General features: G+C 35.6%; 12 protein-coding genes. 3 read left to right on the top strand and 9 right to left on the bottom strand.

The window, feature by feature from the left end; translation table 11 throughout:
- Nucleotides 1–5 precede the first annotated feature (5 nt).
- Nucleotides 6–1,469 carry an aminoacyl-histidine dipeptidase gene (locus BXU11_RS09265; protein ID WP_078212334.1) on the top strand — a complete coding sequence of 488 codons (1,464 nt, stop codon included), beginning with the start codon at nt 6–8 and terminating at the stop codon, nt 1,467–1,469.
- Between the two features lie 307 nt (nt 1,470–1,776).
- Here the strand turns inward: BXU11_RS09265 and BXU11_RS09260 are convergent, their stop codons facing one another.
- The 5 genes from BXU11_RS09260 to BXU11_RS09240 all read right to left on the bottom strand — a co-directional run bounded on the left by BXU11_RS09260 (nt 1,777) and on the right by BXU11_RS09240 (nt 6,473).
- Nucleotides 1,777–2,739 carry a hypothetical protein gene (locus BXU11_RS09260; RefSeq protein WP_078212333.1) on the bottom strand — a complete coding sequence of 321 codons (963 nt, stop codon included), beginning with the start codon at nt 2,737–2,739 and terminating at the stop codon, nt 1,777–1,779.
- Nucleotides 2,740–2,785: 46 nt separating this feature from the next.
- Entirely contained in the window at nt 2,786–3,826 is a 1,041-nt protein-coding gene (locus BXU11_RS09255) for a cytochrome-c peroxidase (RefSeq protein ID WP_078212332.1), read from the bottom strand.
- A gap of 274 nt (nt 3,827–4,100) precedes the next feature.
- Nucleotides 4,101–4,901, bottom strand: a complete 801-nt coding sequence (locus BXU11_RS09250; RefSeq protein ID WP_078212524.1) for an MbnP family protein — start codon at nt 4,899–4,901, stop codon at nt 4,101–4,103.
- A gap of 207 nt (nt 4,902–5,108) precedes the next feature.
- Nucleotides 5,109–5,495 carry a hypothetical protein gene (locus BXU11_RS09245; RefSeq protein ID WP_223253713.1) on the bottom strand — a complete coding sequence of 129 codons (387 nt, stop codon included), beginning with the start codon at nt 5,493–5,495 and terminating at the stop codon, nt 5,109–5,111.
- A gap of 84 nt (nt 5,496–5,579) precedes the next feature.
- Nucleotides 5,580–6,473: an IS1595-like element ISFsu1 family transposase gene (locus tag BXU11_RS09240; protein WP_078212331.1), complete on the bottom strand. Its 894-nt coding sequence runs from the start codon at nt 6,471–6,473 to the stop codon at nt 5,580–5,582.
- A 200-nt stretch (nt 6,474–6,673) separates the two neighbouring features.
- Here BXU11_RS09240 and BXU11_RS09235 point away from each other — a divergent pair, with 200 nt between their 5' ends.
- A complete protein-coding gene (locus BXU11_RS09235; protein WP_078212330.1) occupies nt 6,674–7,066 on the top strand; it encodes a LytTR family DNA-binding domain-containing protein in 393 nt (130 codons plus the stop codon).
- Here BXU11_RS09235 and BXU11_RS09230 read toward each other — a convergent pair whose 3' ends face one another.
- The 4 genes from BXU11_RS09230 to BXU11_RS09215 all read right to left on the bottom strand — a co-directional run bounded on the left by BXU11_RS09230 (nt 7,067) and on the right by BXU11_RS09215 (nt 11,397).
- On the bottom strand, nt 7,067–7,834 hold the full coding sequence (locus BXU11_RS09230; protein ID WP_024980211.1) for a carboxypeptidase-like regulatory domain-containing protein: 768 nt from the start codon (nt 7,832–7,834) through the stop codon (nt 7,067–7,069).
- 89 nt (nt 7,835–7,923) lie between these two features.
- On the bottom strand, nt 7,924–9,813 hold the full coding sequence (locus tag BXU11_RS09225; protein ID WP_024980210.1) for a DEAD/DEAH box helicase: 1,890 nt from the start codon (nt 9,811–9,813) through the stop codon (nt 7,924–7,926).
- 206 nt (nt 9,814–10,019) lie between these two features.
- Nucleotides 10,020–10,598, bottom strand: a complete 579-nt coding sequence (locus BXU11_RS09220) for a non-canonical purine NTP diphosphatase (protein ID WP_024980209.1) — start codon at nt 10,596–10,598, stop codon at nt 10,020–10,022.
- Between the two features lie 22 nt (nt 10,599–10,620).
- The gene (locus BXU11_RS09215) at nt 10,621–11,397 is read right to left on the bottom strand and encodes an NYN domain-containing protein (RefSeq protein WP_078212329.1); all 777 of its coding nucleotides are present in this window, start codon (nt 11,395–11,397) and stop codon (nt 10,621–10,623) included.
- A 257-nt stretch (nt 11,398–11,654) separates the two neighbouring features.
- Here BXU11_RS09215 and BXU11_RS09205 point away from each other — a divergent pair, with 257 nt between their 5' ends.
- Nucleotides 11,655–11,867 carry a hypothetical protein gene (locus BXU11_RS09205; protein ID WP_078212327.1) on the top strand — a complete coding sequence of 71 codons (213 nt, stop codon included), beginning with the start codon at nt 11,655–11,657 and terminating at the stop codon, nt 11,865–11,867.
- Nucleotides 11,868–12,024: the final 157 nt, after the last annotated feature.

Here is a 12,024-nt window from a genome sequence, read left to right as displayed (position 1 = left end):
AAATAATGAGTCAAGAAATAAGAAATTTAGAGCCTAAAGCACTTTGGAATCAATTTGCTGATTTGAATGCCGTACCACGACCTTCTAAAAAAGAAGAGCAAGTGATCCAATTTATGAAAGATTTTGGGAATCGTTTGGGGTTAGAGACCTTTGAAGACGACATCCGAAACGTAATCATTCGCAAACCGGCTACTCCAGGAATGGAAAACCGTAAACCTATCGTGTTGCAAGGTCATTTGGATATGGTACACCAAAAAAACAATGATACCGTTTTTGATTTCGAAACTCAAGGAATCGATATGTATGTTGATGGCGACTGGGTTCGTGCTAAAGGAACTACTTTGGGAGCCGATAACGGTTTGGGTGTAGCTGCAATTATGGCTGTTTTAGAAAGTACTGATATGCCACATCCTGCTATTGAAGCCTTGTTTACTATTGATGAAGAAACAGGAATGACAGGTGCTTTGAACCTGCAAGGCGGGATTTTACAAGGTCAAATATTATTGAATTTAGACACCGAGGAAGATGACGAAATCGACATTGGATGCGCAGGTGGTATCGATGTAACCGCTACAGCCGAATACGACGAAGAGGATACGCCAGAGGGTTCTGTTGGCTATAGTATTACGGTAAAAGGTTTGCAAGGCGGACATTCAGGTATGGATATTCACAAAGGGTTGGGGAATGCTAATAAAATAATGAATCGTTTGTTGTTTGACGGCTTTGATAACTTCGGATTACAAATTGCTTCGATAGCTGGAGGAAGTTTGCGTAATGCGATTCCAAGAGAGAGTGTTGCCAAAGTGATTATTGCTGCAGTTTATGACGAAGCCTTTGTTTTTGATATGCAACAAATCGTGAATGAGATTAAAACCGAGTTCAAAACGACTGAGCCTAACTTAGAAATTGTTTTTGAAAAATTGACTGAGGTACCTGCCAAAGTAATGCCTTCTATAGCGCAGTTTTATTTTGTACGTTCGATGTATGCGGCGCACAACGGCGTGTATCGTATGAGTGCTGATTTTGACAATTTAGTAGAAACTTCTAACAATATTGCCAAAGTAATTGTAGGCGAAGGACAGTTAACTGTACAATGTTTAACCCGTTCTTCTGTTGAGTCTTCTAAAATGGATTTAGCGAATGCTTTGCGTTCTGCCTTTGAATTGATGGGATGCGAAGTAGAGTTTTCTGGAGCTTATCCGGGATGGACACCTAATCCAAAATCTGAAATTTTGGATGTTTTGGTTGGTGTTTATGAAAAACAAAACAATGCTAAACCTAATGTAGTGGCTTGCCACGCAGGATTAGAGTGTGGAATTTTAGGAACCAATTATCCTGAAATGGATATGATTTCTTTTGGACCAACGATTCACGGAGCCCATTCGCCAGACGAAAGAGCAAGTATTCCTTCTTCTCAAAAATTCTGGAAATTCTTCTTAGAAATTTTAGCAATTATTCCTGCGAAATAATTAGTTTTTCAGTTGTATAGTGTTCAGTGAATTGCTGAACACTATAAACTGATAACTGAACACTAGTTTAGTCCCTTTTGGGACTATTTTTTTTATCTCGTTTTTCTTCTTTCTTTTCCTTAGCCGTTTTTAGCGGTTCTTTTTTTGCTGTTTTTTTAGCATTTAGACTTTTTGCCATAATTACTTTCTTTAGTGAATCAGGTAAAGGTAGGTTAATTTAGTGCAGTTAGTACAGATTAAGAAGAACCTAATTTGAAAATGAGATTGGGAAAGAAATTTTTTGTAAATGTAATTATGGTTATGTTTTTTATAAACTATAATTCAAGTGAATACTCCAACGATAATTGGCTTCCATTTTACTATTGGCCAAGTGTTGATTGATAGGGAGCATAGCATTAATTCCAAGAGAAAAATTGTCTTTTCCTAGTTCTACACCAAGTTTGCTAAACAAAACGTCTCCAGCAGTATTAGGTAAATTCAACCCATACTGTTTATTGGTAGCATAAACTTCTCCTGCAATTCCTAATTGTGGTACAAATTGAACAGTGGAAGTATCAAATAAATAAAACAGCGTGCTGCCATAATTGAACTGATTTCCAAATTGGTATTGCTTTTTGTTTTCTGTTTTTACGGTATAATTGGCCATAGTATGCAATCCTAATTTCCCTTTTTTGAGGATGTATTCTGTGGCAAACAAAAAATCCCAACTTCCAGTTCCGACTTGAAAACTTTGGTTGATATTTCCAGCATTGTTAGTTTCATTAAACTTCCCAGTGGGCATTTTTACCCCACCTCCAAGCTGTAATTTATGAATCAAAAGAGTGCTGTCTTTGTGTGTTTTATAAATAGTATACAATCCCATAAGGGTGATGTCGCCCAAACCTTTGATGGATTCGTTGCCAGTGGTTCTCTCTCTGTTGTGAAATTGGTACGGAACCAATAGCGAAAGTTGTAATTGCTCTGTAACGGGAATTTTACTCCAAATTTGAAGGGTATTAAAGTGTTCGTCTACCCAAGGCGAATTAGCAAATATGCCGTCTTGGCTAGCGTAACTTTGATAAAAATACCGAATTCCTACAAAATTAGAGTTCAGCATAGAACTGAAGCCCATACTTCCACCACTTGCTGAACAGCCACAAGCATCACAAAAATCATCATAGCTTTCTATGAGCTTCTTTTGAAAAGTAAATCCCGAAATTGGGTCTTCTGTCGTTGCACTAAATCCTATTTGATGGCATAAAATAAGAAGTAATAGGAATATTTTTTTCATTCTTGATGGGGTGTTTTTATGTGTGTTGACAATTTTTACTAACTTTTTAAAATTCCGAGAATCGTTTGTCGGTGAGGTATTCGTAATCGGTTAATGTTTTCAAAAAGGCAATAAGTTGTTCTTTTTCTTGAACAGAAAGTACGATACCTATTTTTCCATTTTGTTTTAAAATAGGATCCAAAGTTGTTGCGTTTTCGACTCCATTGGCATAATGATCTAAAACGGCTTCTAGTGTACCAAAGCGTCCGTCGTGCATATAAGGTGCTGTTTTTTCGATGTTTCTTAAACTTGGTACTTTGAATTTGTATAAATCGGTGGCTAGTTCTGTCACTCGGTAACGTCCCACATCGTTTACTGCTGGATTTACGGGTAGGCCATTGTTTCTAAAAGAATGGTCGGTCATTAAATCTGTAGCGTGACAAGAGGCGCATTTGGCATTAAAAACAGCATAGCCCTCTTTTTCGGTCGTGCTGAGTGTGATGCCTCCTTCATTTCTTCTGAATTTATCAAATTTTGAATTGCTTGAGGTAACCATTACCATAAATTGTCCCAAGGCTTTTAGCATATTTTCAGCATTAATTAATCCGTCAGTGAAAGCGGATTTGAATAACTTTCGGTATTCAGGGTCATTTTTCATCATTGCAAGCGCTTTGTTGAAATCGCCATTCATTTCTATTGGACTGGTAAAAGGGATGATGGCTTGTAAGTCCAAATGATTGGTAGCGCCATCAAACATAAAGGTAGTTTGATAGGCTAAATTTTGAATGGAAGGCGTATTTCGTGTGCCTACAGCGCCGTCTACTCCGTGACTTACGGTGTGTCCGTGGTGCGTAAACGCTGTTTCTTGTTCGTGACAAAAACCACAAGAAACGATTCCGTCTGAAGCCAATCGTCCGTCATAGAATAATTTTTTTCCTAATTCGAATCCTTTTTTTGTCAATGGATTATTGGCAAAATTATAGGCAACTGGCGGAAAGTTGGAGGGGACTTTGAAGTCGATAGGTACATTTTGATAGTCTTCGTCGTTGTCGTTGGAACAACTCAAAAGAATAGGAAAAATGAACAACAATAGGTATTTTGCTTTCATTTGTATGTGTACATTTTGTTGTTAAAAAGGGAATCTCGATAACTTGGGTTAGCGATTTTGGTGAAAAAACGATTGAAAGCAGTTTTCTTTTGAATGTTTCCAAAACATCCTAAATGTTGGTCTTCTAGCCCCGACAGAAGGGAAAAACCTTGTGAGCTGGCGTTCAGCTCACAAGTTTTGGAATGATGGCGGGAATCTTGTTGACAAAAATGCCTGATGATTCGCTCCTTATTCTTAATAGATAAAGACTTTCAATCGCTTTTTGTGAAGTGGATTAGTCGTTATGAACGTGATCTACTTTGAACATTTGGTTAACATTAGCGGTGATTAAAGCTAATTTTGAACCACTCATAATCATAGCGCCCATACCACCCATATTGTTGTCTGTCAATTTGATGGTGTTGGTTCCGTCTACCACTTTAGAGATATCTGTGATGATATGTACTTGAGGGGTAATGTTGGTTCTCACTAATGCTTTGGTAGCTAAATCCAAAGTGATTTCAGTGTAGTTGTAATCGGTTCCTGTTTGTCCAGTGTGAATCATAAACGAAGTAGGAGTTGTTACTGTACTTGAAGTAAAAGTACCTTCGAAAGCTAAGAATTTGTATCCTGCAGTCCAGCTCCACATCATTTTTGCTGCTTGTGCTTTGGCTAAGAAATCGCCTTGTCCTGTGGCACCAAGTTCCCATTGTGCTTTGTCTACTCCAATTCCGAATTTTACTTTGGTGTAGTTACCAGCTGGAATGTTTTTTAATTGAGCTTCTAAACTAGCTGGAGTAGCTTCGTCTATAATGAAATAGCTTTCGCTTTTTGGGTATGTGAACGTTGTTTCGTCTTCTTTGGTCAACACAATGTTACTAACGATGTATTTTACTGTGCTGATTTTCAATACTTCGTTGTTGGCTGTTGTATTCGCTTGTGAAGTTAGAATAAGGTCATTTGCTTTGAAAGCGTTATCAAATTCAAGTGTTAAAGCTCCTGTTCCTGTGATTGCTTCGTCGTTATCGTTAGAACAAGCTGTTATTGTAATTATTGCTGCTAAAGCTAAAGCTGCTTTTAAAATATATTTTTTCATGAGTTGGTTTTTACTATTATGATATTCATTTATTTTTTTGCATGATTGTATTGAAAAAGAACTTGATATATGTTCTTTTTTGAAATGATTATAGCGCATTTTCGAATTAAAACGCATGAAATCTTTCAGAGGCAATCATTGCGAGACATTGTATTTTCATACAAGGCGATCTATTTCAATTGAGATTGAAATGAATGTTGAATAAGATTATAGTAAAAAGGAGGGAGGTCTGAAAGTTGAATTTGTTTTGGAAATGGTTTTTCCAGACGTATGAAAAACGTTCAACTTGGTTGTTGAAGTTATCAGAGTGTTACTTACAAATGATGTAGGTGTTGAATGAATGAGATAAACGAAATCTGCTTTTTCTTTCAGAATATTTTCCATTTTTTTCTCATTCTCATCAAATTTTTTTAGGCTTTTTTGTAATTCACAACGACCATTACAAGTATTGTTGACTAATTTTCGCTGTACACAAATGGTTTTGATGATTTGCTCTTGATTGGCTTTAAATTGGGTGTATATTGCTAGATTCCCAAAAATAGGGAATAGCAATGTAAGAGTTAAAAGATGTACGCCAATTTTTTTCAATTGCAAAAGATGGAATAATTATGGCGCAAATGTAGAGCAACAATTTAGAAAACAAAATTTTTTTTACAAAAACTTTATAGAGGTCAATATTTAATTACATATAATTTGCTTATGTGTAATATTGTCAGACTTGACCATTCTTTTGATTAAGTTATTGAATATTGTGTCTTTGTTTTGTGAACGATTTATTCTATAACAGAACTCATTGAAATAGCGTTCAATATTTCCCTCACTAACCCATGAATATGTTGTCCTTATCCAAGTTTTAATTTGATGTATCATCGTGTGTAAAGCTTTGAAGTTTTTACCTGATTCGCTCGGGATTTGTGTGATATTATAATCCTTTGCAATCGGTCTATACCCTTTCCAATTGTCAGTGGTTATTTTTGCTTCTTTACCGATGTGATTCTCGAATATCTTTCTGAGTGATTTTGCCGAAAAATCGTTTATTTTTAAAGCATAAAATCGTTTCACTTTCCCCTCAGGGGTTAATTCTACTGCACAAACGGACTTTTTCTTTTTACTATCGTAACTTCTTCCTTGTTTAGATTCTTCATATCCTCCAACCACAAATTCATCTACATGAACAATCCCATCAATGGGATTATTACCACTGGATTTCATAGCTTCTCTTACTTTATGCATAAATAATCGGGCCGTACTTTCCTGAACACCATAGCGCACACTCATCTGCATTGCCGAAAGACTTTTTGTGGTGGTTCCCATTTCAAAACAAATGAAAAATGCTTTTCGTAAACCAAATTTTACTTTGTGAAATAAGGTATTTGCAGTACTGGATTCTGTATCACTACATATGTTACATGTTCTTGAAAAATCCTTACGGATTTGACTCTTTTTATGACCGCATTTTCGACAAGTATACCCATTTTCCCATTTCAAAACAGACAAATATTCTTTGCAATTCTCATCTGTTTTGAAGCGTTCAGCAAACTCTATGAGGTTTTGTCCTTTAAAAATATCCATAAAAAAGCTTTTTTGTTGACTTCAAAGATATGAAACTAAATATTGACCTCTAAAACTTTAATACTTTGAGCGAGTGAAAATTACAATTATATTAACAATAAGTTTTTAATAAATGATATAGTACTTATGTTTTATTGATAGATAAATTGGTTAAATTTAGCTCAAAATAAATAATACCACACTTTATTTCCATATAAAAAATGAATCACTATTCTGTAGTTATTGTTGATGATGAAATGATCAACATTGAAATTTTAAAAAAGATAATATCCACACATTGTTTAAAACTTGAAATTGTTGGAACAGCCAAAACAATTGAAACTGCTATGCTTGAAATCACTCAAAAAAAGCCTGATATTGTTTTTTTAGATATTAATATCCGTGAAAAACAGATATTTGAGTTATTAGATCAACTTGAAGAAGTTGATTTTCAAATTGTTTTTGCTACGGCATTTCCAGGTTATTTTTTTAAAGCTAAGGTGTATGATCCTGCTGATTTTATTCTTAAGCCATTTAGTGAAACAGCAGTGGTAGATGCTGTTAAAAAAGTAGCAAAACGAATTAAGAAGTTGCGAAAAGCAGTGGGGGAGTAATTACTTTTTTTTGAGTATTTTATATTCTTCGTAGCAACCACTTATAGCATCCATAATTTGTAAGTCGTTAGCAGTTTGTATGAATGAATCTGAGTAACTGCAACGCTTCAAAATATCAGGAATTTCATTTTTGTCAATCCCTAATAATGTAGCGATCATTTCGCGATCATATTTGGATTCCAAAGCTTTGCGCACGGTATCGTCCTTTTTTAGTTCCTTTAGACGTTTTAATTCTTTAGGTTTTTTTCCGAAAAAATTATACAGCATATCTGCTGGATTAAAAATTGAACCGAGTACTTTTCCAAAGGCATCTGGTGAGTATTGGCCTCCTTCGTATCCTGCAGTTAGTCCTGAGATACTGTATCTGAAGTTTTCTTTGATGGGTATTAATTTAGAATCCACCTCTAAATATCCTGTTAGGTTAAAAGGGCGTATGACTACTTCTTCTAAAGCAATCGCTTTTTCGGTAAGTTTGATGGTTGTAGTTTTGTTTTTTACCCAGTCGTTAGTAACACGAACTTTAATGGATTGAAAACCAAGTAACGAAACGTGTATTGTGTCACTGACTGAAATCTCAATTTCAAAATTTCCTTTGGTATCAGTAGTTGTTCCTTTTACTTTGTTGACATTGATGATGTTGGCATACGACAAAGGTTGGTTGGTATTGTCATTCACAATAGTTCCAGAAACTTTTAAAGATTCATTAGATTCTTGTCCGAATCCGATAGCGGTAAGTAATAAAAAAAAGAAAACTACAAAATGTTTCATATACGAATTTAAAGTTTTAAAAGTAGTAAATCGCAATTGAATATTTTGTAGTTTTCTTGGATATTTATAAGAAAATTAACAATGCATTATTAATCTCTTCTTGGTCTTCTTGGGCGTGGTGTGTCGCCAAAACCTTCAGATCTTCTAGGGGCTCTTCCTGATGCGTCACCTTCTCTTCTTGGAGCACTTCCTCTTTCGCTTCTGAATCCTCCCTCTCTTGGAGCTGAGTTTCTGTCGCTACGGAATCCGCCTGATCCTTCTCTTCTTGGAGCAAAGCTACCTTCTCTTCTTGGAGCAGCACTTCTACCGCCAAAACCTCCAGAACTTCTGCCATTATGGTCGCGTCTTCCACCACCATCATTTTTAGAAATCTCTACATTGATACGACGTCCTTCTAATTGTACATTATTCAAGATGTCCATTACTTTATCAGTATGTTCAGCATCAGTATTAAAGAAAGAGAATCCTTCTTTTACATCTACTTTGAATACGTCATCGCGACCTAAGTCTAAAGTCTCTTTTAAGAAATCTTTCAAAGTCATCCAGTCAAAGTTATCTCTAGAACCGATGTTTACGAAGTAACGAGTAGCACCGCTATTGTTTTCTCTTGAAGCACCGTCTCTATCGTCACGTTCACGTCGGTCTGAGCCTGATGATTGGCTAGATAAATCTCTGTTTTTCTTATAGTAGTTGATAAAACGGTTAAATTCTACCGATACCATTTTCTTGATTAATTCTTCTTTGCTCAAGCCTTCTAATACATCATTGATTGCTGGAAGGTAGTTGTCAATTTCGTGATCTACTTCCGTTTCTTTGATTTTGTTGGCTAAGTGCAATAATTGAATTTCGCAGATTTCAATTCCAGATGGGATTGTTTTTTCTTCAAATTTTTGTTTGATGATTCTTTCGATAGAAGAAATTTTGCGCAATTCACTTTTGGTAACAATTACAATCGATGTACCTAATTTACCAGCACGACCGGTACGGCCAGAACGGTGGTTGTAGGTTTCGATTTCGTCAGGAAGTTGGTAGTTAACAACGTGAGTTATGTTGTCTACGTCAATTCCACGTGCTGCTACATCGGTAGCTACTAGCATTTGGATTTGTCTTCCTCTAAACGATTTCATTACCCCATCACGTTGTGCTTGTGATAAATCTCCGTGTAATGCTGCAGCGCTGTATCCGTCTTCGATTAATTTTTCAGCTACTTGTTGCGTATCTCTTTTGGTACGACAAAATACTACTGAGAAAATGTCTGGATTAGCATCGGCTAAACGTTTCAAGGCTTCGTAACGATCTCTTGCGTTTACCAAATAAAATTCGTGTGATACTGTTGCAGAACCTGAGTTCTTAGTTCCCACTGTAATTTCAACTGGGCTGCTCATGAATTGTTTTGCAATTCTTGCTACCTCGGCTGGCATGGTTGCAGAGAATAACCATGTGCTTTTTTCGTCTGGAGTATCTGATAAAATAGAGCAAATGTCTTCGTAGAATCCCATGTTCAACATTTCATCTGCTTCATCAAGTACACAGTAATCAATGTTTTTGATGTTTACCAAACCTCTATTGATCATGTCTTGCATTCTTCCTGGAGTAGCTACAATAATTTGTGCTCCTCTTTTAATTTCTCTAGCTTGCTCTGTAATACTAGCTCCACCATAAATAGCTACTACGTTGATACCTTTTTCGTATTTTGCGTAGTTTTTTAACTCGTTGGTAATCTGTAGGCAAAGTTCGCGTGTTGGCGATAAAACTAATGCTTGTGTATTTCTGTTGTCGGCATCAATTTTTTGGATTAGCGGAAAACCGAAAGCTGCCGTTTTCCCTGTCCCTGTTTGAGCCAACGCAACCATATCTGTGTCTTTTTCCAATAATAGGGGAATCGCCTTTTCCTGTACCTCTGACGGATTTTCAAATCCTAGATCTAAAATCGCCTTCAGTAACGATTCATTCAATCCTAATTGTTCAAATTTGTTCATTATGTATTTTTAAAATAGGGTGCAAAATTAGTGTTAATTTATCAGATTAACTAATGCTATTTTAAGTTTTAATGAATTATTATAAATTGATTGTCAGAAAGTTAGCTTTTTGATTTTTGATTTTTATGTTTTAATAGTCTTTTTAGATGTGAAATTACAGCAAGAAATTGTAAAAAATGTTATAAAAAAAGGTACAATTTTGATTGTTAATGAGTTGTGTTCAGAAAAGTAAGTAAGGATTGTGTGGCGATACCTCGGTGACTGATTTTGTTTTTAGTTTCAAGTGAAAGTTCTGCAAAAGTCTCTTTGTAATTTTCAGGCTGAAAAATAGGGTCGTATCCAAAACCACCCTCACCTTTTTTTTCTGAAGTAATGTTTCCTTTGGCAATGCCAGTGAATAAATATTGTTCTCCTTTAAGATTCAGGCAAATCACCGTTTTGAATTGAGCGTTTCTGTTACTTTTATCATTTAAAAGATGTAATACTTTGTTCATATTGTCTTCAGCGGAACGTTGTTCTCCGGCATAACGAGCAGAATAAACCCCAGGCTCGTTGTTTAAAGCTTCTATTTCAAGGCCAGTATCATCAGCAAAGCAATCATAACCATATTTTTCGGTGATGTAATTCGCTTTCATAATAGCGTTTCCTTCGATAGTTTCTGCCGTTTCTGGAATTTCCTCAAAACAACCAATGCTTTCAAGACTCACAATCGTGACGTTATCGGGAAGCATACTTTGGATTTCTTTGATCTTGTTTTCGTTGTTGGTGGCGAATACTATTTTCATTTGGGTTAAGATTTATAATGATTTAATAACGAAGCCTTACATAGACGTGTTTAATTCCTTTTTTATCAGAATCTCTTTCGTCGATTTCGAGAATGTCGGTTAGGGATTTGAGCATTGGGGTAAGTTTGCTAAAGCCATAACTTCTAGGGTCGAATTCGGGTTTGTTTTTGACGATTAGATTTCCCACATCGCCTAAAAATGCCCAGCCATCATCATCGCTTATGGCGTCTATAGCATCTTCAATAAGGTCAATAGTTGGATTGTCTATTTTGATAGTCGTTTCTTTTTCTACTACTTTTTTGGTGTCAGATGGAGTGGTAGTGGTAGTAGCTTTTGGTTTTTTCTTTTTGGTAGCGCCTTCTAAAACTTCTATAAAGACAAAACGATCACAGGCCACAATAAAGGCATTTGGTGTTTTCTTTTCACCTATACCAATGACTTTCATACCTGATTCTCGTAACCGAATGGCCAGACGGGTAAAATCACTGTCACTTGAAACAATACAAAAACCATCAACTTTATCGGAGTACAATAAATCCATTGCATCAATAATCAAAGCGGAATCGGAGGAATTTTTTCCCGTGGTATAACTATATTGTTGAATAGGTGTAATGGCGTGTTCTAATAAGACCGATTTCCATCCATTAGAATTGGGTTTTGTCCAATCGGCATAGATGCGTTTGGTGGTTGGTGTGCCGTATTTGGTGATTTCTTCCATCATACCTTTGATGTTGCTATACGGAACGTTGTCGGCGTCAATAAGGACGGCTAGTTTTAATTCTTTGGTGTTGTTTGACATTTTTGATGCTTTGGTGTTCAAAGATACAAACTTTATGGTTGGTGCTTTCTGTTGATTGGTTCGAACAGATAAAATTTTTAAATACTGATTTTGAAATTAAATTATCGGATACAAAAAAAAGAAGAATAGTTTTTAATGTAATCTTAATTCTTTTGATTTGTAAATCAGGTAATTATACTTATTTTGTGTTTGTAGTTTAAATTTTAGTTTTGAAATATAATATCAAATCTATTTAATTAACCTTAAAAAAAAACACTATGGAAGATTTTACAAAAACAAAATGCATTGATCTCCAATTAGTAGGAGGTGATGGGGGAGGAGTATTTGACAACTTCAAAGAAGATGGAAGTCTTATCTCTCGAATTGATACCTGGGCAGATGTTGGAGGTAATTGGACCGTGCCACTTAGACTACGACGTTTTTTCACAATGAATTTTCGGGATATTTTTTTGGGATGTTTAGAAGAATAAAGCATTTAGGCTTCAAGTCTTTCGATTGGGAATCGTAGAAAGTTCACTTTCAATACGTTTGACAACGTAAAAGACTTGGCTAAGTTATCGAAAATAAATGACAAAGTCAATACTATATTTATTTTTGCTAACTTAAACATCACCAAGAAAATAGAGC

It is taken from the genome of Flavobacterium sp. LM5 (genome assembly GCF_002017945.1).
Taxonomy (GTDB): domain Bacteria; phylum Bacteroidota; class Bacteroidia; order Flavobacteriales; family Flavobacteriaceae; genus Flavobacterium; species Flavobacterium succinicans.
The sequence above is the reverse complement of the archived record's forward strand: the minus strand, read 5'-3'. Positions and strand labels throughout refer to the sequence as shown.

Bases quoted from the DNA above. Each gene is read 5' to 3' on its own strand.
- BXU11_RS09215 (WP_078212329.1), bottom strand. From the start codon at position 11,397: ATGTCAAACAACACCAAAGAATTAAAACTAGCCGTCCTTATTGACGCC.
- BXU11_RS09225 (WP_024980210.1), bottom strand. From the start codon at position 9,813: ATGAACAAATTTGAACAATTAGGATTGAATGAATCGTTACTGAAGGCG.
- BXU11_RS09220 (WP_024980209.1), bottom strand. From the start codon at position 10,598: ATGAAAATAGTATTCGCCACCAACAACGAAAACAAGATCAAAGAAATC.
- BXU11_RS09240 (WP_078212331.1), bottom strand. From the start codon at position 6,473: ATGGATATTTTTAAAGGACAAAACCTCATAGAGTTTGCTGAACGCTTC.
- BXU11_RS09265 (WP_078212334.1), top strand. From the start codon at position 6: ATGAGTCAAGAAATAAGAAATTTAGAGCCTAAAGCACTTTGGAATCAA.
- BXU11_RS09255 (WP_078212332.1), bottom strand. From the start codon at position 3,826: ATGAAAGCAAAATACCTATTGTTGTTCATTTTTCCTATTCTTTTGAGT.
- BXU11_RS09230 (WP_024980211.1), bottom strand. From the start codon at position 7,834: ATGAAACATTTTGTAGTTTTCTTTTTTTTATTACTTACCGCTATCGGA.
- BXU11_RS09260 (WP_078212333.1), bottom strand. From the start codon at position 2,739: ATGAAAAAAATATTCCTATTACTTCTTATTTTATGCCATCAAATAGGA.
- BXU11_RS09205 (WP_078212327.1), top strand. From the start codon at position 11,655: ATGGAAGATTTTACAAAAACAAAATGCATTGATCTCCAATTAGTAGGA.
- BXU11_RS09235 (WP_078212330.1), top strand. From the start codon at position 6,674: ATGAATCACTATTCTGTAGTTATTGTTGATGATGAAATGATCAACATT.
- BXU11_RS09250 (WP_078212524.1), bottom strand. From the start codon at position 4,901: ATGAAAAAATATATTTTAAAAGCAGCTTTAGCTTTAGCAGCAATAATT.